Origin of the sequence: Promicromonospora sp. NPDC057138, assembly GCF_042670845.1 — a bacterium.
GTDB lineage: Bacteria > Actinomycetota > Actinomycetes > Actinomycetales > Cellulomonadaceae > Promicromonospora.
In genome coordinates this window covers 87,183-108,622 of record NZ_JBHUUX010000002.1, presented here as the reverse complement: position 1 = coordinate 108,622, position 21,440 = coordinate 87,183, and the positions used below count along the sequence as shown (strand labels likewise).

Annotated in this window: 15 protein-coding genes and 1 pseudogene; 4 read left to right on the top strand and 12 right to left on the bottom strand. The window is 71.3% G+C overall.

The features are described 5' to 3' along the window. Positions 1-452: 452 nt before the first annotated feature. From yvcK to ACFT2C_RS02070, 6 genes are all read right to left on the bottom strand, one after another. A complete protein-coding gene (gene yvcK / locus ACFT2C_RS02095) occupies positions 453-1,463 on the bottom strand; it encodes a uridine diphosphate-N-acetylglucosamine-binding protein YvcK (RefSeq protein WP_377205341.1) in 1,011 nt (336 codons plus the stop codon). Beyond that, the gene (gene rapZ / locus ACFT2C_RS02090; protein WP_377205340.1) at positions 1,460-2,398 is read right to left on the bottom strand and encodes an RNase adapter RapZ; all 939 of its coding nucleotides are present in this window, start codon (positions 2,396-2,398) and stop codon (positions 1,460-1,462) included. The genes yvcK and rapZ overlap by 4 nt, the downstream gene beginning before the upstream one ends. 27 nt (positions 2,399-2,425) lie before the next feature. Further along, positions 2,426-4,399 (bottom strand): excinuclease ABC subunit UvrC, encoded by a 1,974-nt coding sequence (gene uvrC / locus ACFT2C_RS02085; RefSeq protein WP_377205339.1) that lies wholly within the window; start codon positions 4,397-4,399, stop codon positions 2,426-2,428. A gap of 127 nt (positions 4,400-4,526) precedes the next feature. Continuing rightward, positions 4,527-5,012 carry an OsmC family protein gene (locus ACFT2C_RS02080; protein ID WP_377205338.1) on the bottom strand — a complete coding sequence of 162 codons (486 nt, stop codon included), beginning with the start codon at positions 5,010-5,012 and terminating at the stop codon, positions 4,527-4,529. Between the two features lie 62 nt (positions 5,013-5,074). Then, a complete protein-coding gene (gene uvrA, locus ACFT2C_RS02075) occupies positions 5,075-8,023 on the bottom strand; it encodes an excinuclease ABC subunit UvrA (protein WP_377205337.1) in 2,949 nt (982 codons plus the stop codon). Positions 8,024-8,103: 80 nt separating this feature from the next. Continuing rightward, positions 8,104-10,935, bottom strand: a complete 2,832-nt coding sequence (locus tag ACFT2C_RS02070; RefSeq protein WP_377205336.1) for a tetratricopeptide repeat protein — start codon at positions 10,933-10,935, stop codon at positions 8,104-8,106. 180 nt (positions 10,936-11,115) lie between these two features. Between ACFT2C_RS02070 and ACFT2C_RS02065 the strand changes: the two genes are divergently transcribed. Continuing rightward, entirely contained in the window at positions 11,116-11,352 is a 237-nt protein-coding gene (locus tag ACFT2C_RS02065) for a hypothetical protein (protein ID WP_108494417.1), read from the top strand. Positions 11,353-11,423: 71 nt separating this feature from the next. Here ACFT2C_RS02065 and sthA read toward each other — a convergent pair whose 3' ends face one another. After that, the gene (gene sthA, locus ACFT2C_RS02060) at positions 11,424-12,842 is read right to left on the bottom strand and encodes a Si-specific NAD(P)(+) transhydrogenase (RefSeq protein WP_377205335.1); all 1,419 of its coding nucleotides are present in this window, start codon (positions 12,840-12,842) and stop codon (positions 11,424-11,426) included. An 89-nt stretch (positions 12,843-12,931) separates the two neighbouring features. Between sthA and ACFT2C_RS02055 the strand changes: the two genes are divergently transcribed. Then, positions 12,932-13,213: a YciI family protein gene (locus tag ACFT2C_RS02055; protein ID WP_377205334.1), complete on the top strand. Its 282-nt coding sequence runs from the start codon at positions 12,932-12,934 to the stop codon at positions 13,211-13,213. A gap of 139 nt (positions 13,214-13,352) precedes the next feature. Continuing rightward, entirely contained in the window at positions 13,353-14,219 is an 867-nt protein-coding gene (locus ACFT2C_RS02050; RefSeq protein ID WP_377205333.1) for a hypothetical protein, read from the top strand. A gap of 95 nt (positions 14,220-14,314) precedes the next feature. On the opposite strand, the gene ACFT2C_RS02045 is transcribed toward ACFT2C_RS02050, so the two are convergent. The 5 genes and pseudogenes from ACFT2C_RS02045 to ACFT2C_RS02025 form a co-directional block, all read right to left on the bottom strand. Next, positions 14,315-15,349, bottom strand: coding sequence for a TerC family protein (locus ACFT2C_RS02045; RefSeq protein WP_377205332.1), 1,035 nt, complete (start codon positions 15,347-15,349; stop codon positions 14,315-14,317). A gap of 285 nt (positions 15,350-15,634) precedes the next feature. Further along, positions 15,635-17,749 carry an excinuclease ABC subunit UvrB gene (gene uvrB, locus ACFT2C_RS02040; protein WP_377205331.1) on the bottom strand — a complete coding sequence of 705 codons (2,115 nt, stop codon included), beginning with the start codon at positions 17,747-17,749 and terminating at the stop codon, positions 15,635-15,637. A 133-nt stretch (positions 17,750-17,882) separates the two neighbouring features. Further along, positions 17,883-18,569, bottom strand: a complete 687-nt coding sequence (locus tag ACFT2C_RS02035) for a pyroglutamyl-peptidase I (protein ID WP_377205330.1) — start codon at positions 18,567-18,569, stop codon at positions 17,883-17,885. A 44-nt stretch (positions 18,570-18,613) separates the two neighbouring features. Beyond that, complete coding sequence (gene coaE, locus ACFT2C_RS02030) at positions 18,614-19,243, bottom strand: dephospho-CoA kinase (RefSeq protein ID WP_377205518.1); 630 nt, start codon at positions 19,241-19,243, stop codon at positions 18,614-18,616. Positions 19,244-19,368: 125 nt separating this feature from the next. After that, a pseudogene (locus tag ACFT2C_RS02025) lies at positions 19,369-19,707 on the bottom strand (AAA family ATPase); the annotation flags it as partial. A gap of 237 nt (positions 19,708-19,944) precedes the next feature. On the opposite strand from ACFT2C_RS02025, the gene ACFT2C_RS02020 reads away from it, so the two are divergent. Then, a complete protein-coding gene (locus tag ACFT2C_RS02020) occupies positions 19,945-21,435 on the top strand; it encodes an RNA-guided endonuclease TnpB family protein (protein ID WP_377205329.1) in 1,491 nt (496 codons plus the stop codon). Positions 21,436-21,440 lie beyond the last annotated feature (5 nt).

Genomic DNA, 21,440 nt, shown 5'->3' with positions numbered 1-21,440 from the left:
GCTCGTGCCATGTCGGGTCTCCCTCCGATTCGAATTCCCTATCGGATTGATAGGATTTCGATATGCGGGAAAGTACGTCGGGCCGCAGGGCATGTCAACGGTGCTCGGGAAGGGTCTCGCATCCCGGACGTCGGGGAGGTCGGCGAGCAAGATAGCCCCGGCGAGAGGGTGCCAGATCTCCTGAACTTCGGTCGCCTCAGCCCGGCTCAGTTCAGCCAGGCCGAACAGTTCACCTCAGCCCGCATCGCCCGTCCGGAGCCGAACGAAATTCAGCCCTCCCGGCACCCGCCACAGGGGTCCACCTCGCGCCCCAGGCGAAGGGGCGAGCATCGGGAACGCCCGAGTCGCGACGCGCCCGTGCACCCCGCACCCCGCACCCCCGCAGCCCACAGCCCACGGGTGGCAGCGAACAGCGGACCGCGGGCGCGGGCCGGACGAATCGATCGGCGACGTCAGACGTCGCCGTAGACGCCCTCGAACACGTCGCGGTAGGCGGCGGCCAGGCGCAGGCCGTCGTGGCGGGCGGTGTCGTCGCCGCGCCGGACCTGCCGCATGATCAGGCGCGCACCCATCGAGGCGGCCGCGGCTTCCAGGGCGGTGACGTCCTCGACGGCGGACGGGTCGGCCAGGACGGCGTCGATCCGCAGGCCGGGCGCGTGCTTGTGCAGCGCCTCCAGGTGGTCGACGGCGGTGAGGCCCTCCGTCTCGCCGTTCTCCGCGGACAGGTTCAGCGTGACGCAGCGCCGCGCCTTCGTGGTGTGCAGGGCATCCGCGAGCGCGGGCACCAGCAGGTGGACGAGCACCGACGAGTACCAGGACCCAGGCCCCATGACGACCCAGTCGGCGTCGAGCACGGCCTGTACCGCCTCCGGCGCCGCCGGCGGGTCGGCCGGGATCAGGCGCAGCTGCTCGATCCGGCCCTCGGTGACGGCGACCTTGCTCTGCCCGACCACGGTCTGCAGGGCCGGCTCGGGCTCCCCCGGCGGGGCGGCGAACCGGACGTCCGCCTCGACCACGAGCGGAACCGAGGCCATCGGCAGCACCCGGCCGCGGGCGCCGAGCAGGCGGCCGACCCAGTCCAGGCCCTCCACCTCGTCGCCGAGCAGCTCCCACAGGGCGACGATCAACAGGTTGCCCATGGCGTGGTTGTCCAGCTCGCCCGCCGACGAGAAGCGGTGCTGCAGCATCGCGCTCCACGTGCGGCCCCACTCGGAGTCGTCGCAGAGGGCCGCGAGCGCCATTCGCAGGTCGCCCGGGGGCAGCACGTCGAGCTCGTCTCGCAGCCGGCCGGAGGAGCCGCCGTCGTCGGCCACCGTGACGACGGCGGTGAGGCGGTCCGACATGAGGCGCAGCGCGGACAGGCTGGCGGACAGGCCGTGCCCGCCGCCGAGGGCGACCACTGAGGGGTTCTTGCTCCACTCCGGTGCGGGGGCATCGGGCAGGCCCGGTGCGTGCGGGATCATTCGCGGCCCAGATCACGCGCCGAGACGGAGACGAGCTGTCCCCGAGCGCGCAGCCGTTCGGCGATGGCGTCCGATATCGCGACGGACCGGTGCTTGCCTCCGGTGCATCCCACGGCGATGGTCACGTAGCGCTTCTCCTCGTTGAGATAGCCGGCGAGCACGGGGGCGAGGGCGTCGACGTAGCGGTCCACGAACTCGACGGCGCCCGGGCGGGCGAGCACGTAGTCGCGGACGGGCTTGTCGCGTCCCGTCAGGTGCCGCAGCTCGGTGATCCAGTACGGGTTGGCCAGGAACCGTACGTCCACCACGTGGTCGGCGTCCAGGGGGATGCCGTACTTGAACCCGAAGGAGATGACGTTGATGCGCAGCACCTCGGTGGCGTCGTGCGCGAGCCACGCACGGATCTCGCGGGCGAGGTCGTGGACCGACAGCTCGGACGTGTCGATCCGCAGGTCGGCGCGCTCGGCCAGGGTCGCGACGACGGAGCGTTCCTCGGCGATGCCGTCGAGGATCCGGCCGTCGCCCTGCAGCGGGTGCGGGCGCCGCACCTGCTCGAAGCGGCGCACGAGCACCTCGTCGCTCGCGTCCAGGAACAGGATCCGGTAGGCCACGCCGGCCTCGGTCATGTGCGCCAGCACCTTGTCGAGCTCGGGGAAGAAGTGCCGGCCGCGCACGTCCACGACGACGGCGACGCGCTCGATGCTCGACCCCTTCGCCATGAGGTCGACCAGGGGCACGAGCATCATGGGCGGCAGGTTGTCGACCACGTACCAGTCCAGGTCCTCCAGCACTGCCGCGGCCCGCGACCGGCCGGCACCCGACATCCCGGTGATGACCAGGACCTGCGGCTCGCTGACCTCCGGGGCGTGCGTGGCAGCCTCGACCGCGGCGATGCCGTCGGGAGCGGTGATGGGTGACGGCTCGGCGTTGCTCATGGCTCCTAGCATGCCAGCGTCAGCCCTTCAGCGGGGCAACGTCTTCAGTGCCACGACGACGGCCTCCGCCGTCTTGTCCCCCATGCCGCGCAGGCTGGCGATCTCCTCGACGCTCGCGGCCTTGAGCCGCTTCACTGAGCCGAAGTGAGTCAGCAGCATCTTCTTGCGCGCGGGCCCGAGCCCGGGGACGTCGTCGAGCACGGAGGCGGTCATGCCCTTGCTGCGCCGCCTCCGGTGCTGCGTGATGGCGAACCGGTGCGCCTCGTCGCGGACGCGCTGCAGCAGGTACAGGCCCTCGCTGGAGCGCTGCAGGATGACCGGGTAGTCCTCGCCCGGCACCCACACCTCCTCCAGCCGCTTGGCCAGCCCGCAGAGCGCGACGTCGGTGATGCCGAGCTCGTCCATCGCCTTCTTCGCGGCGGCGACCTGGGGCGGCCCGCCGTCGACCACCACGAGACTTGGCGGGTAGGCGAACCGCGCCTTCTCCTCCGGCGCGTCGGCGGCGACCTCGCCCGCGGGCAGCTCGCCGTTCGACATCTCGCCGTCGGACATCTCGACGTCGTTGGCCTTGAGCCGGTCGTTGAGGTAGCGCTTGAAGCGGCGCGTGATGACCTCGTGCATGGCCTGCGTGTCGTCGCGGGCGCCGTCGCCGTCCGAGCCGCGGATGCTGAACGAGCGGTACTCGCTCTTGCGGGCCAGGCCGTCCTCGAAGACGACCATGGAGGCCGACTGGTAGGTGCCCTGCGTGTGCGAGATGTCGTAGCACTCGATGCGCAGCGGCGCCGACTCCAGGTCGAGCGCCTCCTGGATCTCGCGCAGAGCCTGGCTGCGGGTCGTGAGGTCACCCGCGCGGCGCGTGCGGTGCAGCATGAGCGCGTGCTCGGCGTTCTTGCGGACGGTGGCCGCGAGCTCCTTCTTGTCGCCGCGCTGGGGTACGCGCACGTCCACGCGGGCGCCGCGCAGGCCGCTGAGCCAGGTGCCGACCTGCTCCAGGTCCGGCGGCAGCACCGGCACGAGGACCTCGCGCGGCACGGCGTCGCGGGCCTCCACCCCGTCCACCTCCTCGGCAGACCCGTACACCTGCTGCAGCAGGTGCTCCACGAGCTCGCCGTCGGTGATGTCCTCGACCTTCTCGACGACCCAGCCGCGCTGGCCGCGGACGCGGCCCCCGCGCACGTGGAACACCTGGACCGCGGCCTCGAGCTCGTCGCCCACCAGGGCGAAGACGTCGGCGTCCGTGGCGTCGCCGAGCACCACGGCGTTCTTCTCCGTGGCGCGCCGCAGCGCCTCGATGTCGTCGCGCAGGCGGGCCGCCTGCTCGTACTCCATCTCGGCGGCGGCCTCCTGCATGCGCTTGGTGAGCCGCCGCTCGAACTTCGCGGTGTCGCCGGCCATGAAGTCGCAGAAGTCCAGGACCAGCGCCCGGTGGTCCTCGATGCTGATGCGGCCCACGCACGGCGCGGAGCACTTGTCGATGTACCCGAGCAGGCAGGGGCGGCCCGACTGGCCCGCCCGCTTGTAGACCCCGGCCGAGCACGTCCGGATCGGGAACACCCGCAGCAGCAGGTCGAGGGTCTCGCGGATGGCCCACGCGTGCCCGTACGGGCCGAAATAGCGCGTGCCCTTGCGCTTGGCCCCGCGCATGACCTGGGCGCGCGGGACCTCCTCCCCCAGGGTCACAGCCAGGTACGGGTACGACTTGTCGTCCCGGTACTTCACGTTGAACCGCGGGTCGTACTGCTGGATCCAGGTGAACTCCAGGGCCAGCGCCTCGACCTCGGTGCCCACCACCGTCCACTCGACCGACGCCGCGGTGGTCACCATCCGCTGGGTGCGCTCGTGCAGGTGCGCCACGTCCTGGAAGTAGTTCGCCAGACGCTGCCGCAGGTTCTTCGCCTTGCCCACGTAGATGACCCGGCCGTGCTCGTCGCGGAACCGGTAGACACCGGGCGACGTCGGGATCTCTCCCGCCTTGGGTCGATAAGTAGCTGGATCCGCCATGCCCCCAACCTATGCGCTGCCACTGACACGACGCGCACGCGCGGCGACGCCAGCGTTGAGTGCTGGGTATTTGCGCCTGATCCGGCTCCGGAGGCGCAAATACCCAGCACTCAACGCTGGTGCGGGCTCAGACGGCGACGCGCACCGGGGTCGGCTCGACGAGGACCGGGAAGTTCACCGACCGGGAGATGAAGCACATCGCGTGGGCCTTGTGGTGCAGCGCCGCGAGGTGCTCGTCCGTCGCGAGCTCGCCCGAGTCGGTGACGACCTTCGGGTGCAGCGTCACGTCAGTGAACACCCCCTCGCCCCGGGACTCGACCCGCATGGTGCCGGTCGCGGCGTCGGTGTACTCCCGCACCACCAGGCCCGACTCGGCGGCCAGGTGCAGGAACCACAGCATGTGGCACTGGCTCAGGCTGACGACGAACAGCTCCTCGGGGCTGTACCGGCCAGGGTCGCCCCGGAACGCGGGGTCGGCCGAGCCGAGCAGCGGCGGCTTGTGTGGCAGGTCGATCTCGTGGTCGCGCGAGTACGCGGTGTACGACGACGTACCCGTGTCCCCCGCGCCCGTCCACCGCACCGTCACGGCGTAGTCATGCGTGGCTCCGCTCATGGCCCAACCCTAGGGGTAAACCGGCCCCGGGGAAACGGATACGCCCGGGGCCGGTGCCGCGGTCAGGCGCCCGCGCCGGCCTTGACCTTGGCCGAAGCCTTCTTGGCCGCGGGCTTGCGCCTCGCCGCGCCGTTCGCCGGCGGCACCACCGGGACCTCCCCCGCACTGGCGTGCGCCTCGAGGATCTCCGCGAGGTAGGTGCCGGTGTGGCTCTCCGGGACAGCTGCGACCGCCTCGGGCGTGCCCTGCGCGACGACGAGCCCGCCACCGCTGCCGCCCTCGGGGCCCATGTCGACCACCCAGTCGGCGTTCTTGATGACGTCCAGGTTGTGCTCGATCACGATGACCGTGTTGCCCTTGTCGGCCAGCGACTGCAGCACGCCGAGCAGGCGGCGGACGTCCTCGAAGTGCAGGCCCGTCGTCGGCTCGTCCAGCACGTAGGCCGAACGGCCCGACGACCGCTTCTGCAGCTCCGCCGCCAGCTTGACGCGCTGCGCCTCACCACCGGACAGCGTGGGCGCCGGCTGGCCGAGCCGCACGTAGCCCAGGCCGACGTCGACCAGCGTGGACAGGTGCCGGGAGATCGCCGGGAACGCCTTGAAGAACTCCGCGGCCTCCTCGATCGGCATGTCGAGGACGTCGGCGACCGTCTTGCTCTTGAAGTGCACCTCGAGCGTCTCGCGGTTGTACCGCGCCCCGTGGCACACCTCGCACGGCACGTAGACGTCCGGCAGGAAGTTCATCTCGATCTTGATCGTGCCGTCGCCCGCGCACGCCTCGCAGCGGCCGCCCTTGACGTTGAACGAGAACCGGCCCGGCCCGTAGCCACGGACCTTCGCCTCCTCGGTCTCGGCGAAGATCTTGCGGATCCGGTCCCACACGCCCGTGTACGTCGCGGGGTTCGACCGCGGCGTGCGGCCGATCGGCCCCTGGTCCACGTGCACGACCTTGTCGAGGTTGTCCAGGCCCGTCACGCGCCGGTGGCGACCCGCCACCCGGCGGGCGCCGTTGAGCTGGTTCGCCATGACCGTGTACAGGATCGAGTTCACCAGGGTGGACTTGCCGGACCCGGAGACCCCCGACACGACGGTGAGCACGCCGAGCGGGAACGACACGTCGACGTCGCGCAGGTTGTTCTCGCGGGCGCCCACGACCGTGACCTGCCGGTCCTTATCGGTCGGCCGCCGCACGGCCGGGACCGGGATCGAGCGCCGCCCGGAGAGGTACGCGCCGGTGAGCGACTCCTTCTTCTCCAGCAGCCCTGCGTAGTCGCCCGAGTGGATGACGTCGCCGCCGTGCTCGCCGGCGCCCGGGCCGATGTCGACGATCCAGTCAGCCGCGCGGATGGTGTCCTCGTCGTGCTCGACGACGATCAGCGTGTTGCCGAGGTCCCGCAGGCGGGTCAGCGTGTCGATGAGGCGGCGGTTGTCGCGCTGGTGCAGGCCGATCGACGGCTCGTCCAGCACGTACAGCACGCCGACCAGGCCGGAGCCGATCTGGGTGGCGAGCCGGATGCGCTGGGCCTCGCCGCCCGACAGCGTGCCGGCGGGCCGCTCCAGAGTCAGGTAGTGCAGCCCGACGTCGAGGAGGAAGCCCAGGCGCGCGTGGATCTCCTTGAGCACCTCGGTCGCGATCTGCGCCTCGCGGACACCGAGCTCGATGCCCTTGAGGAACTCCGCGGCCTCGCCCACCGGGAGGCGGCAGACGTCGGCGATCGACAGCCCGTCCACCTTGACCGCGAGCACCTCGGGCTTGAGGCGCGCGCCACCACAGGTGGGGCACGGGACCTCACGCATGTAGGCCTCGTACTTCTCCTTGGACCAGTCGGAGTCCGTCTCGCGGTGGCGGCGCTCCAGGAACGTCACCGCGCCCTCGAAGCCGGTCGAGTACTGCCGCTCGCGGCCCCACCGGTTCTTGTACTTGACGTGCACCTTGTGGTCGCGCCCGTGCAGGATCGCGTCCTTGGCGCGCTCGGGCAGCGCCCGCCACGGCACGTCCATCGAGAACTTCATCTCCTCCGCGAGCGCGGTCAGCACGCGCTCGAAGTACTCCGACGACGTCTGCGCCCACGGGGCGACGGCGCCGCCGCGCAGCGTCTGCTCGTCGTCGGGCACGAGGAGTTCCGGGTCGACCTCCAGGCGGAAGCCGATGCCTGTGCACTCCGGGCACGCGCCGTACGGTGCGTTGAACGAGAAGGTCCGCGGCTCGATCTCGTCGAGCGCCAGGGTGTGCTCGTTGGGGCACGCCCGCTTCTCGGAGAACTTGCGGGTGCGCGTCAGGTCGTCGATGTCGGCGTCGACCAGCTCGATCATCACGAGGCCGTTCGCCAGGGTGAGCGCGGTCTCCACGGAGTCCGTGAGCCGGCGCTGCACACCCTCGCGCGCGACGAGGCGGTCCACGACCACCTCGATGTCGTGCTTCAGCTTCTTCTCCAGCGTGGGCGGGTCGGTCAGCTGCACGACCTCGCCGTCGACCCGGGCGCGTGAGAAGCCCTTGGCCTGCAGCTCCTTGAACAGGTCGGCGTACTCGCCCTTGCGGCCGCGCACGACGGGCGCCAGCACCTGGTACCGCGTGTCCACGGGCAGCTCGAGGATCTGGTCGACGATCTGCTGCGGCGTCTGCGACTGCACCTTCTCGCCGCACACCGGGCAGTACTGCGTGCCCGCGCGCGCGAAGAGCAGGCGCAGGTAGTCGTAGACCTCGGTGATGGTGCCGACCGTGGAGCGCGGGTTGCGGTTCGTCGACTTCTGGTCGATCGACACCGCGGGCGACAGGCCCTCGATGAAGTCGACGTCGGGCTTGTCCATCTGGCCCAGGAACTGGCGCGCGTACGCGGACAGGGACTCGACGTACCGACGCTGACCCTCGGCGAAGATCGTGTCGAACGCGAGCGACGACTTGCCGGACCCCGACAGGCCTGTGAACACGATCAGCCGGTCCCTGGGGAGGTCCAGATCGACGTTCTTGAGGTTGTGTTCCCGGGCGCCCGAGATGACGAGACGATTGCTCACACAGGCATCCTAGGGCGGTCCACTGACATTCGCACGCCTGTTCTATGAATCACTCTGACAGACTTGTCACACCGACGCCGTCAGCGCACCGGGCGGCCGTCGGCCATGCCCGATCGCCGCACGCGCGCCTGCAGGTCCAGGGCCCGCAGCAAGTCCTGCTCGTGGGCGTAGGACCCGTCGACGAGCCGGCGGCGCACGTCCACGACCTCCTGCGCGTACTCCGCCGCGGGATCCGCCATCCCCAGGTCGAGGTGGACCGACACCATGTTCGACAGCGCGGCCGCCAGGCTCGGCAGGTGGAGGTCCGGGCTCCGCCGCGCGAGGTCCCGGCGCACGCGCACGGCCTCGGCCGTCGGCTCGACGCCCTCCTCCGAGCGGCCCGCGTCGATCAAGGCGGCCCCCAGGTTGAGCAGCGCGTCGGCGAGGTCCGGCTCGAAGCGGTCCGGGTCGCCCACGGCCAGCAGCCGCAGCTGGGCCACGGCCTCCTCGGTCGGCGCCACGGCGTCGGCCGCCCGGCCCAGCTCTGAGAAGAGCACGCCCAGGTTGGACAGCGAGCGCGCCAGGTACTCCTCGCCGGGCTGCCCCTCCTCGGCCAGGCCGCGCCGGATCGCCACCGCCTCCTGCTCCAGGGGCAGCGCCTCCTCGGGCTCCCCTGCCCGGGAGTGCGTGACCGCGAGGTTCGACAGCGAGGCGGCCAGCATCCTGCGGAACCGTGCGGGATTCTCCCGCGCCAGCCGACGCCGCAGCAGCACCGCCTCACGCTCCAGCGCTATCGCCTCGTCCAGGTCGCCGAGCTTGGACCGCACCGCGCCCAGCGACGCGAGGCTGTACGCGAGCGTCCACGTGTGGGCGGCGGGATTCTCCCGGGCGAGCTCGCGGCGCAGGCCGACGGCCTCGACGAGCGGCTCGATCGCCTCCCGGTCCCGGCCCAGCGCGGCGTACGCGTTGGCGAGGTTCGTCAGGGCGTACCCGAGCTCCTGCCGATACCGCTCGGGCGCGTGCAGCACCATCCGGCGGCCGAGATCGACGGCCTCCAGCGCAAACGACGGAGCTTCCTCGGGGCGGCTCTCGGTGAGCGTCACCGCCCGGTTGGACAGCGCCGTTGTCAGGAAGACTCCCCACTGCCGCGGATCCCGCTCCACCAAGTTCCGCAGGATCGGGAGCAGCTCCATGAACCGCGCGTCCTCGTCCTGGGGAGAACCCAGGTCGCCCAGCGTCACGGTCAGGCTCAACAAGGCCCGGGCCAGCTCGGCCTCGACCCAGCCGGTATCGCGTTCCGGGGCCTGGCGGCTCAGGTCGACCGCCTCGAGCTCCGCCGCCAACGCATCCCTGGTCCGCCCGGCTCTCCAGTACCCGACACCCAGGGCGTTGATCGCCCCGACCAGCGCCGTGCGGTACCGGTCCGGGTCGCCCGCCGCGATGCGGCGCCACGCCGCGACCGCCGACTCCAGCGTCTCCAGCGCCTCGGGCAGGCGCGCCACGTCCCTGAGCGCCGCGCCCAGGTCGCCGAGCGCCTCGGCCCTGCCCACCGCGTCCCGCGCCGCGGCGACCGCCCGCTCACCCCGGTCCACCTCGTCCGCGGACGCGTCCTGGATGCCGCGCGGCTTGAGCAAGAACGCCGTCCGCAGCGCACGCGCGTCGTCACCGTAGGAGTCGCCGGCGCGCCGCAGGAGCTCCCCCGCGAGCGCGGCAGCTCCCGGCGTGTCCGACAGCTCGACCTCCAGCCGGCGGGCGACGCGCACCACCCGCAGCGCCGCCCTCCGGGTCAGGCCCCAGGTGCACGAGCCGACCAGGGAGACCGACCCGCCGAGCCGCTCCACGACGAGCAGGTCGCCGACGCGGTCGTGCCCGGCGGCGCTCGCCCCGAGCTCCACCATGGAGCCCTGCAGCCCGAGCAGCCAGCGCGCGCCCGCGCGCCCCGGCAGCCCCGGGACGACCCGGCGGAGCACGTCGCGTGCGCTCGCGACGTCGTCCGCGCCGAGCAGGCACGCTGCCGCCACGACGTCCTGGACCTCGTCGATCGTCAGCTCGAGCCCGGCCTCGCTCGCCGACCAGGCCCAGGAGCTCGCCGCCACGTCGAGGAGCCCGCGCACGGGGTCGGGCTCGGTCGCCGGGACGGGCACGCCCGCCACCTCGAGGGCCGCGAGCGCCGCGGCCGCGTGCAGGTCGGCCACGCGGGTGCCGCCAACCGGCTCCGGCAGGCGCACGGCGGCCACCCCGGGGTCCTCGACGCCGAGGCGCTCGGCGAACGCCGCGACGGCGGCCTCCAGCACGGTGAGGTCGGGCAGCCCGGGTGCCAGCGGCAGGTCCAGGGCGGTCTGGGTCGCGTCGGCGCGCTCGAGCTGCGTCCACAGCACCGAGCCCCAGCGCAGGCGGCGCAGCCACTCTCCCGCGACGCGGGAGAGCAGGAGGACGCGGGTGCGTCCGCCCGCTGAGCGGGCCACGGCGTCGCACATCGCGGCCAGGCCGAACCTGGTCGCGGCGTCGTCCACGACGAACAGCACGTCGCCCGACGGCCGGGCGGCGCGGATCGTGGCGGCCTCCTTGCCGCGCGGCACGTGGACGACCGTCCAGCCGGACTCGCCCATCCGCCTGCCGAGCTCGTTCGCGAGGCGGGTCTTGCCGAAGCCGGACGGAGCGACGACGAGCCGCAGGCTGACCGGCGCGGGGCTCTCGGCCCAGGAGCGCAGCTCGTCGAGCTCCCGCTCACGGCCCAGGAAGGGGACGACGGCCTCGGCCGGGTCGAGGAGCGCCGTCGGCCACCGCGTGTAGTCGCGCGGCGGGTCGTCCGGCGCAGGCGCGAGCGGGCCGCGGCGGGCCGCCGTGCGGGCGGCCCGGACCGCGGCGGTCAGCCGGGTCGACACCTCCGAGACCACCACGATGAGCAAGTCAACCGGACGAACGTCCAACACGGCAAGAGGAAGACGCAAACCGATTCACACAACGACGAAGCAGATCGGGCCAGATCGCGCCAGATCGCGCCAGACGGACATTGCGGGCAAAGGTTGCAGATCACCTCGAATCACGACATCCTTCCTCCGGCCGGGTGAAAGTCCGGACGTTCCACGACCGCACGAAGGAAAGGCAGGCACGTGAGCCTGAACCTCAACAAGCTCGTCGACAAGGCCTACAAGGACCAGAGCATCGCCGCGATCCTGGCGGCTCCGCCGTCGGCTCTGCTCGGCCTGACGCCGAAGCACGACGAGATGCTCGCCGAGCTCAAGATCAAGACGATCGAGGACCTGGGCAACTGGCAGCACGCGGTTCACGCGCAGGCGCTCGTGACGCTCGCCGACGCCGAGGTGCCCGCGGTGGCCGGGGACAAGTGAGCGTCGCTCACCCCTGACGTCGGACGCACGACGGCGCCCGTCCACCTCGCGGTGGGCGGGCGCCGTCGCCGTCAGAGCCCGAACCGCTCCACGTCCCGCATCTTGTTGGTCGCGTCCAGGGCCGCGACCTTGTACGCCTCCGAGAGCGTCGGGTAGTTGAACACCGTGTCGACCAGGTGGTCCACGGTGCCGCCCGTGGTCATGATCGCCTGCCCGATGTGGATGATCTCCGTGGCGCCCGTCCCGAAGACGTGCACGCCCAGCACCTTGCGGTCCTCGGTGGAGACCAGCAGCTTGAGCATCCCGTAGGAGTCGCCGACGATCTGCCCGCGCGCCAGCTCGCGGTAGCGCGCGATCCCGACCTCGTACGGCACGCCCGCCGTGGTGAGCTGGTCCTCGGTGTCCCCGCAGTAGGAGATCTCAGGGATCGTGTAGATCCCGATGGGCTGCAGCTCCAGCACGGACGACACCGGCTCGCCGAACGCGTGGTACGCCGCGAGGCGGCCCTGCTCCTGCGAGGTCGCCGCGAGCGCCGGGAACCCGATGACGTCGCCGACGGCGTAGATGTGCTCGACGTCGGTACGGAACTGCTTGTCGACCAGGAGCCGCCCGCGCTTGTCCGCCGCCAGACCGGCGGCGGCGAGCTCGAGCCCGTCCGTGGAGCCCTGCCGGCCCGCGGAGTAGAGCACGCAGTCGGCCGGGATCCGCTTGCCGGAGGCCAGCGCGGTCACCGTGCCGTCCCCGTTGGCGGCCACGGACTCGACGGTCTCCCCCAGCCGGAACGTGACCGACAGGTCGCGCAGCTGGAACTTGAGGGCCTCGACCACCTCCGAGTCGCAGAAGTCGAGGATCTTGTCGCGCGCCTCCACGACCGTGACCCGTGTGCCGAGCGCGGCGAAGACCGACGCGTACTCGATGCCGATCACGCCGGCGCCGACCACGACCATGGTCCGGGGCACCTCGCTCATGTCGAGGATGCCGTCCGAGTCGACGACGCGGACGCCGTCGAACGCGACGTTCCCGGGCCGCGCGGGCCGGGTGCCGACCGCGATGACTATCTTGTCGGCGGTCAGCCGCCGGACGACGTCGCCCTCGGCGTCCGTCACCTCGACGTCGTGCGGCCCGGCGAAGCGGGCGCTGCCCACCACGGTCTCGACATGGTTGCGGGCGAGCTGGTTGCGCACCACCTCGATCTCGCGCCCGATGACGTGCTGCAGGCGGGCCAGCAGGTCCTGGACGGTGATGTGCTCCTTGAGGCGGTAGCTGGAGCCGTAGACGTCCCGCATCTGCAGCCCGGTCAGGTACAGGACCGCCTCGCGCAGCGTCTTGGACGGGATGGTGCCCGTGTTCAGGCAGACCCCGCCGATCATGTCGCGCCGCTCGATCACCGCCGCCCTCTTGCCGAGCTTCGCGGCGCCGATCGCGGCCTTCTGGCCCCCCGGGCCGGAGCCGATCACGACGAGGTCGAAGTGGTTCTCGCGTGCGTCCATGATCCGAGTGTGGCGGCACGACCCGCCGGTGACGAGCAACTTCATCAAGAATTAACCGGCCCTGCCGGCCGGATGGCAGGCTGACGCCCATGAGCATCTACGCCGTCAGCTACACGTACACCGACGACGTCGCGACCCGCGACGAGGTCCGGCCGAGCCACCGCGACTTCCTGCGCGCTCTCAACGCGGAGGGCGTCGTCCGCGCGTCGGGCCCGGTCGACGGCGGGATCGGGGCGCTCGTGATCGTCGAGGCGCCGTCCGAGGAGGACGCGCTGCGCATCCTCGACGCCGACCCGTTCGCCACCCGGGGAGTCATCGCCGAGCGCGGCGTGCGCCAGTGGGACGTGGTGATCGGCGGCCTGGCGGGGTAGAGAACCGCCAAAATTCACCCTATACCCGGTCATACCAATACTTTTACGCAATAGTCACGTTCGAGGCATGGCGTGGCGTGCTTCTTGGTGCCCATGATGCCTGTTCGGGCACTGCTGGCTACGTTCGGGGAGGCACCGCATGACCTCTGTCGAGAGTACGACGGCGACATACGAGGAGATCGGCCCGCGCATCTGCGTGACGCCGCCGTACTACGCGCTCGGTGATCTGGTCAGCCCCGCCCCCGGGCTGGCCCGCGCCACGGTCCCGGTCCAGACGCCCACCGGGCGTCAGGCCACACTGATCGGCGTGGCGGAGGCGGGTCGGCACCTCGCCATCCTCGGCCTGTGCGCCGCCGCGTCGACCAACCCGAAGACCGCTCGGCACTACTACCTCGCCCACCGCGGCGTCGGCCGGATGTACCCGCCCGTGGGGACCCTGACCACGCTGCACGGGACCGCGACCGCCCGGATGACCGGGCGCAACCGGGCGGCCGCCGAGACCGAGCTGCACGACGACGACGGGAACCTCGTCGCGCGGCTCGACCTCGAGTACCTCGTCCTGTCGGTCGCCGTGTTCCGGCGCCTCATGGGCCCGGCCAGGGCTCCCGACGCGGCCGGGCCGGCCAACCCGTACAGCACGCCGGCCCCGCTGGCCGACGTCGCCGCCGACGCCCGGAGCGCCACGGCCAAGCTGGCCGTGGAGGCCGCCATGTGCCGGGGGCACTTCGCCGGCTACCCCGCGCTGCCCGTGTCCGTGGCGGGCTTCGCGTCGTTCTCGCTCTTCGACCACGTCCTGGAGGCGGCGGCCGGTCCGGACGCCCGCTGGCAGGCCGGCGTCTACCGGCTGCAGGCCGACCATCTGGCCGCGGCGGGCCAGACCTGCACCGTCGACGTCGGGCCGACGGCGCCCGCCGAGCCCGACGCGCACGACAAGGCGTTCATCGGGACGCTCCGGTCCGGCGGCCGGAACGTCTTCTCGATCCGGCTCGACTACACGACGGTCTGACCACGACGGCGGCCGCGCCCACCGTCGTGGACGCGGCCGCCGGACCGCTGATTTCCGCTGGTGCCCGCTGTGCTGGTGCCTAGCTGGCCGCGTACCTACTGGGCAGCGTCGGACGGCGCGGGCTCCTCGGCCGGCTCCAGCGCCTCCTTCCGCGCGTCGTGCGCGGACTTGATGAGGCTCGCGACCGTGCCGACCGCGAGCGACACGACGATCACCGTGAGCGACAGCCAGATCGGGACCTCGGGCGCCCAGTCGAAGCCCTCGCCGCCGTTGATCCAGGACAGCGAGTTGGTGTGCAGCGCCTCGAGGATCAGCTTGATGCCGATGAAGCCGAGGACGGCCGAGAGCGCGTAGGGCAGGTACACCAGCCGGTCGAGCAGGTTGCCCAGCAGGAAGTAGAGCTGACGCAGGCCCATCAGCGCGAACAGGTTGGTGGCGAACACGATGAACGGGTCCCTCGTGATCCCGAAGATCGCGGGGATGGAGTCGACGGCGAACAGCACGTCCGTGGAGCCGATCGCCAGGAAGACGATGATCAGCGGCGTGAAGAGCCGGCGCCCGTCGATCGTGGTGGTCAGCTTCCCGTCGTTGTACTGGTGGTGCAGCGGGAGGACCTTCCGCATCTGGCGGATGAGGACGTTCTCCTTGTAGTCGTCCTGCTCGTCCGCCTTCTCGGGGATCGCCTGCTGGATCGCCGTGTAGATGAGGAACGCGCCGAAGATGTAGAACAGCCAGGTGAACTGCTCGATCAGGGCAGCGCCCGCGAGGATGAACACCGCCCGGAAGATCAGGGCCATGATGATGCCGACCATCAGCACCCGCTGCTGCTGCTCACGCGGTACCGCGAACCGGGCCATGATGATGACGAACACGAACAGGTTGTCGACGCTCAGGGAGTACTCCATGAGCCATCCGGCATAGAACTGCGCGGCCGGTTCGGCGCCGCCGGCGCCCCAGACGATCCCGCCGAAGATCACGGCGAGGCCCACGTAGAAGCCCACCCAGACGGCGCTCTCCCTCATGGACGGGACGTGCGGTCGTCGACCGACGATCAGGAGGTCGACGATCAGAAGGACGAGCATCGCCCCGAGCGAGATCACCTCGAAAGCGACAGGAAGTTCGCTGATCATTGTTTCCTTCCGGAACTGGGAGGAACGCGCGACAGCCTCGAGCCTCCGGTGAGCACAGCGGGACACCGGAGGTCTTCCTCGCCCGCCTGTGCACCAGCCTGGTCGAAACCACGCGACGATGCACCACGGGCCGGCCAGGCCGAGCTGACGTCATCGGCAGCTGTGATGACGACCAAGCCGTTACGAGGTACTCCCCTCCAACGGAGGAAGCATACGGGACGCCACGTTTGTTCCGAACGTGACCTACCGCACGGACCGACGGCGCCGGCCGGGCGCCCCGCGCGGCTACGCGGTCGCGGCCTGCATCTGCCGCAGCTCCTTCTTCAGCCCCGAGATCTCGTCGCGCAGCCGGGCCGCCACCTCGAACTGCAGCTCCGCGGCGGCCGCGTGCATCTGGTCGGTCAGCTCCTGGATGAGCTCGGCCAGCTCGCTTGCCGCGGCACCGGCCAGCCGGTTGCCCGACGTCGCGGCCTCCTTCGGCGTACCCGGCACCCGGGCGCCCCGCCCGTCGCCCTTCGCCTTGCGGTTGTTCCGGTACCCGCCGGCCAGCAGCTCCTGGGTGTCCAGGTCCTCGCGGGCGAGCATGTCGGTGACGTCGGCGATCTTCTTGCGCAGCGGCTGAGGGTCGAGCCCGCGCTCGGTGTTGTAGGCGACCTGCTTCTCGCGGCGCCGGGTCGTCTCGTCGATCGCCTCGCGCATGGCCGGTGTGATCTTGTCCGCGTACATGTGCACCTGGCCGGACACGTTACGGGCTGCACGGCCGATGGTCTGGATGAGCGACCGCCCCGACCGCAGGAAGCCCTCCTTGTCGGCGTCGAGGATCGCGACCAGCGACACCTCGGGCAGGTCGAGGCCCTCGCGGAGCAGGTTGATGCCCACCAGCACGTCGTACTCGCCGAGCCGCAGCTCGCGCAGCAGCTCGACACGGCGCAGCGTGTCGACGTCGGAGTGCAGGTAGCGCACCCGCACGTTGCGCTCCAGGAAGTAGTCCGTGAGGTCCTCGGCCATCTTCTTGGTCAGCGTGGTCACCAGCACGCGCTCGTTGCGGTCCACCCGGTCGCGGATCTCGCCCAGCAGGTCGTCGATCTGCCCGGTCGTCGGCTTCACGACGATCTCGGGGTCGACCAGGCCGGTGGGGCGGATGACCTGCTCCACCACGCCGTCCGACAGCGAGCGCTCGTAGTCGCCCGGGGTGGCCGACAGGTAGACCGTCTGCCCGATGCGCTCGGTGAACTCCTCCCACTTCAGCGGGCGGTTGTCCAGGGCGCTCGGCAGGCGGAAGCCGTGGTCGACCAGCGCGCGCTTGCGGGAGGCGTCGCCCTCGTACATGGCGCCGATCTGGGGCACGGTCTGGTGGGACTCGTCGATGACGAGGAGGAAGTCCTCGGGGAAGTAGTCGAGCAGGGTGTTGGGCGCGGTGCCCGGGTCGCGGCCGTCGATGTGCATCGAGTAGTTCTCGATGCCGGCGCAGGTGCCGATCGAGCGCATCATCTCGATGTCGTACGTGGTGCGCATGCGCAGCCGCTGCGCCTCCAGCAGCTTGCCCTGCTTCTCGAGCTCGGCCAGCCGGCCCTCGAGCTCCTTCTCGATGCCGCCGATGGCGCGCTCCATGCGCTCCGGGCCCGCCACGTAGTGCGTGGCCGGGAACACGTAGATCGACTTCTCGTTGCGCACCACGTCGCCCGTGAGCGGGTGCAGCGTCTGGATGGACTCGATCTCGTCGCCGAACATCTCGATCCGGATCGCGAGCTCCTCGTACACCGGGATGATCTCCACGGTGTCGCCGCGCACCCGGAACGTGCCGCGCGTGAACGACATGTCGTTGCGCGTGTACTGCATGGTCACGAACTGCCGCAGGAGCTGGTCGCGGTCCACGACGTCGCCCACGTCGAGCCGGACCATACGGTCCACGTACTCCTGCGGCGTGCCCAGGCCGTAGATGCACGAGACCGACGCGACCACGATGACGTCACGCCGCGTGAGCAGCGACGAGGTCGCCGAGTGCCGCAGGCGCTCCACCTCGTCGTTGATCGACGAGTCCTTCTCGATGTACGTGTCCGTCTGCGCGATGTACGCCTCGGGCTGGTAGTAGTCGTAGTACGACACGAAGTACTCGACGGCGTTGTTCGGCAGCAGCTCCCGGAACTCCGTGGCGAGCTGCGCGGCGAGCGTCTTGTTGGGCGCCATCACCAAGGTGGGCCGCTGGAGCTTCTCGACCAGCCAGGCCGTCGTCGCCGACTTGCCCGTACCGGTGGCGCCGAGCAGAACCACGTCCTTCTCGCCCGCCTGGATGCGGTCGGACAGGTCGGTGATCGCCGTCGGCTGGTCGCCTGCGGGCTGGTATTCGGAGATGACCTCGAACGGGGCCACCGTGCGCTGCAGATCGGTCACGGGTCGCATGTGACTACGGTACGACCGACCACTGACACTCCCGCGTGCACCCCGTCACCCCACCCGATCTCCGGCCAGCCGGAGCGGCGGCTCGGCGCCGGCGGGCGCGCCCTTCTGGAAGAGCACCGACCGGCCCGCCCCATCAGTGCAGCGCCCCCGCGGTCTCGGCCGGCTCGATCACCTCGCCGCGGGCCGCGGCGAGCGCCGTGCGCACCACGATCTCCAGGGCGCGGGCCAGAGCTTCGAGCGGGAGGTGCGGCTCGCCGCCGTCCGACAGGGCGGAGGCCGCGGCCTCTCCCCCGACCTCCTCCGTGCTGCGCGGCACGTGGACGAAGCCCGACAGCACGCCCGGCCGCTCCGCCAACGCGTGCTGGATGGCGTAGAAGCTGGCGTTGCAGACGTACGTCCCGGCGCTGTAGCTGACGCCGGCCGGGATGCCCGCCTCGCGCACGGCGGCGGCAGCGGCCTTGACGGGGAGCGTGGCGAACCGGGCGGCGGGGCCGCCGTCCGCCACGGGGGCGTCGACGGGCCGGGCGCCGCCGTTGTCGGGGATCCGCGCGTCCATGAGGTTGATCGCCACCCGCTCGATCTGCACCTGGGTGACGCCGTCGGCCAGGCCGACGGCGACGACGACGTCGGGCGCGTGCTCGTCGAGCAGCCGCAGCAGCGGGCCGTCGGGGAACCGGACCTGGTCGAACACGACCGGCAGGACGGCGGTGACCAGCTCGTCCGGCCCCGCCCAGCCCGCCGCGAGCGCCGCTACGGCGTCCGCCGACGAGTTGACGGCGTCACCGCCGAACGGCTCGAACCCTGTGACCAAGACCTTCATCGCGCACGCTCCTCACCCGGGCCGTGCGGGTCACGCAGGCCGGATCACGCGGAGTCTGCCTCCGCTTCTTGCGCGACCTCTGTGGCTACGCGCTGCCACAGGGTATCGACCTGGGTCCGGAGATCGTCCTCGCTCCCGGAACCGTCCAGGGTGAAATCCGCGGCGGCGAGCCGCTCGTCGTCGCCGGCCTGGGAGGCGAGGCGGGAGCGGGCGGCGTCCTCGCTGAGCCCGCGGCCCTCCACGAGCCGGCGCACCCGCTGCTCCGCGGGCGTGTGCACGACGACCACGAGATGGAAGTGGCCGGCCTGCCCGGTCTCGACGAGCAGCGGTATGTCGTGCACGACGACGGCGGCCGGGTCCGCGGCCGCCGCCATGGCCTCCCGTTCGGCCGACAGCCGGCGCACCTCGGGGTGCACTATGCCGTTCAGGCGGCTGCGGGCGGCGGCGTCCGCGAAGACGAGGGCGCCGAGCCCGGGCCGGTCGAGGCTGCCGTCGGGCGCGAGGACGGTGTCGCCGAACGCCTCGACGATCTCGGCCAGGCCGATCGATCCGGGCGCCACCGCCTCCCTGGCCAGCAGGTCGTGGTCGATGACGACGGCGCCGAGCTCGGCCAGGCGTGCTGTCGCGACCGACTTGCCGGCCGCGATCCCTCCGGTCAGTCCGATGCGGAACATGTGGTCCTCAGAGCCCGGGTGCATGGAAATCCTGCGGCGCGGGGCGACGCAGCACGTCAAGGCTACCTCCGGAGCGGCGGCGCCGGAGCGGTGGCGCCGGAGGCGGACGACTGGCGCCCCGGGCACTACCCGGCGAGGATCACGAGCTGCTGGGTGGCCCGGGTCATGGCGACATAGCGGTCGACGGCGCTGAAGGAGCCGGGCTCCACCAGGACGACCAGGTCGAACTCCAGCCCCTTCGCCAGCTCCGGGGTCAGCGACCGCACCCGGGGCGGCACCGCGAACGCGCCGTCGGCGCTGATGACGCACGCCGTCCCCGTCGCGTGCTCGGCCAGCCAGCCTGCCAGGACGGGCTCCAGCCCCGCGACGGCGCCGTGCGTCACGGGGATGCCGCCGCGGCGGACCGACGTCGGCACGTTGGCGTCCGGGAGCGCCGCCCGGATGACCGGCTCGGCCTCGGCCATTCGGCCGGCGACAACGGCGTCGGCTCACCAGGCCGGAATGGACCGGAGCTGGCCGAGGAGGCAGCCGGGCGGATCGAACGCGCAGTTGGTCGGGGTCGCGGCTAACGTCAACACGGAGGGCTTCGCCTCGCGGACATGCAGGGCTCGCTCCGGTCAGCTCGGCGCACAGAACGCGTCTGTGACACTGGCTGTGTGCCAATGGGATGGGTGTCAGTGTCTCGGTCTAGCGTTCGGGTCATGGCTCGGCACACCACCTTCCGGTTCTGCCTCGACCCCACGGTCGAGCAGACGGTCACGCTCGCCCGCCATGCGGGGGCGGCCCGCTTCGCGTACAACCAGTCCCTGCGCCTGCACCTGGACGCCCGCGAACGTCACCGAGCCCTCGATCGTCGTGGCGCTGGTGTCGACGACACGGAGCAGGCCGGGGACGCGGTGCCGTGGTCGCGGTTCAGCCTGATCAACGCGTACAACCGGTGGAAGGTATCTGAGGCCGCCGGGCGACGCTTCCTCGTCGCTGCTGATGGTGTCGCCGAGGTGGAGGTGACCGGGCTGGTCTGGCGGGGTGAGGTGTCGGCGCAGGTGTCCGAGGAAGCCGCCGTCGACCTCGGGCGTGGCCTGGCCGCGTGGGTCGACTCCCGGTCCGGAAAGCGCAAGGGCCTACCGGTCGGGCACCCGAGATTCAAGAAGAAGACCCACGCGGGCGGATCGTTCCGGATGCGGAACAAGACCACTCGTGGGCACGCCTCGATCCGGGTCGGGCAGGACCGTCCACGATCGGTGACCCTGCCCAGGATCGGCAGCATCCGGGTGCGGGAGGACACCCGCCGCCTGCGCCGCATGATCGCCACCGGTCGCGCCCGGATCCTGCAGGCCACGATCACCCGGGGCGCCCGCCGGTGGTGGATCTCGATCACTGTCGAGGCCGCCGAGCTGCACTCCGCCATCCGGCACCCAGAACGTCCGACTGACGACGTGACCGGCTGGGTGGGGGTCGACCGCGGGCTGCGCGCCCTGGTCGTGGCCGGCTCCAGGGACGGGACCGAGACTCTGCGCGTCCAAGCGCCCAAGATCCTGGCTACGGGCCTGCGTCAGCAGCGGCGTCTGGCACGTGCCGTCTCGCGCAAGACGCGCAGGTCCGCGAACCGGCGCAAGGCCACCGCGCGCCTGGCCAAGCATCATCTCCGGGTGCGGGACACCCGGCAGCATTTCCTGCACCAGGTCTCCAATCAGCTGGTCAAGACACACGACCGGTTGGTGCTGGAGGACCTGAACATCACCGGCATCATGTCCAACCGCAGGCTCGCCCGCGCCGTCGGTGATGCCGCGTGGGGTGAGCTGGCCCGCCAGATCACCTACAAACAACACTGGCGTGGCGGGCAGGTCGTGGTGGCAGACCGGTGGTTCGCGTCGTCCAAGACCTGCTCGGGCTGCGGCGCCCTACGCAAGGACCTGACGCTCAAGGACCGCACTTACGCGTGCGACACCTGTGGGCTCGTCCTGGACCGGGACCTGAATGCCGCCGTCAACCTCGCCGCCTGGGCCGAGGACCAAACACCCGTGCCGTTCAGAACGGTGTGGGGAGTGGTGAAGCCTGGGTCGGGGACCGTCAAGCAGCCGGCCCCCGTGATCAATGCCTGCCGACGGGACGGCACTGGCCCACACATTCGTGTGGGTGGAACCAGCCCGGACGACGCAGGAACCCCCGTTCAGACCGCACCCGCGGTCTGAACCGG

Excerpts from the sequence above, each read along its gene's own strand:
- coaE (WP_377205518.1), bottom strand. The coding sequence starts at position 19,243 with ATGTTCCGCATCGGACTGACCGGAGGGATCGCGGCCGGCAAGTCGGTC.
- ACFT2C_RS02045 (WP_377205332.1), bottom strand. The coding sequence starts at position 15,349 with ATGATCAGCGAACTTCCTGTCGCTTTCGAGGTGATCTCGCTCGGGGCG.
- uvrB (WP_377205331.1), bottom strand. The coding sequence starts at position 17,749 with ATGCGACCCGTGACCGATCTGCAGCGCACGGTGGCCCCGTTCGAGGTC.
- yvcK (WP_377205341.1), bottom strand. The coding sequence starts at position 1,463 with ATGATCCCGCACGCACCGGGCCTGCCCGATGCCCCCGCACCGGAGTGG.
- ACFT2C_RS02055 (WP_377205334.1), top strand. The coding sequence starts at position 12,932 with ATGAGCATCTACGCCGTCAGCTACACGTACACCGACGACGTCGCGACC.
- sthA (WP_377205335.1), bottom strand. The coding sequence starts at position 12,842 with ATGGACGCACGCGAGAACCACTTCGACCTCGTCGTGATCGGCTCCGGC.
- rapZ (WP_377205340.1), bottom strand. The coding sequence starts at position 2,398 with ATGAGCAACGCCGAGCCGTCACCCATCACCGCTCCCGACGGCATCGCC.
- ACFT2C_RS02080 (WP_377205338.1), bottom strand. The coding sequence starts at position 5,012 with ATGAGCGGAGCCACGCATGACTACGCCGTGACGGTGCGGTGGACGGGC.
- ACFT2C_RS02020 (WP_377205329.1), top strand. The coding sequence starts at position 19,945 with ATGGCTCGGCACACCACCTTCCGGTTCTGCCTCGACCCCACGGTCGAG.
- ACFT2C_RS02035 (WP_377205330.1), bottom strand. The coding sequence starts at position 18,569 with ATGAAGGTCTTGGTCACAGGGTTCGAGCCGTTCGGCGGTGACGCCGTC.
- uvrC (WP_377205339.1), bottom strand. The coding sequence starts at position 4,399 with ATGGCGGATCCAGCTACTTATCGACCCAAGGCGGGAGAGATCCCGACG.
- ACFT2C_RS02050 (WP_377205333.1), top strand. The coding sequence starts at position 13,353 with ATGACCTCTGTCGAGAGTACGACGGCGACATACGAGGAGATCGGCCCG.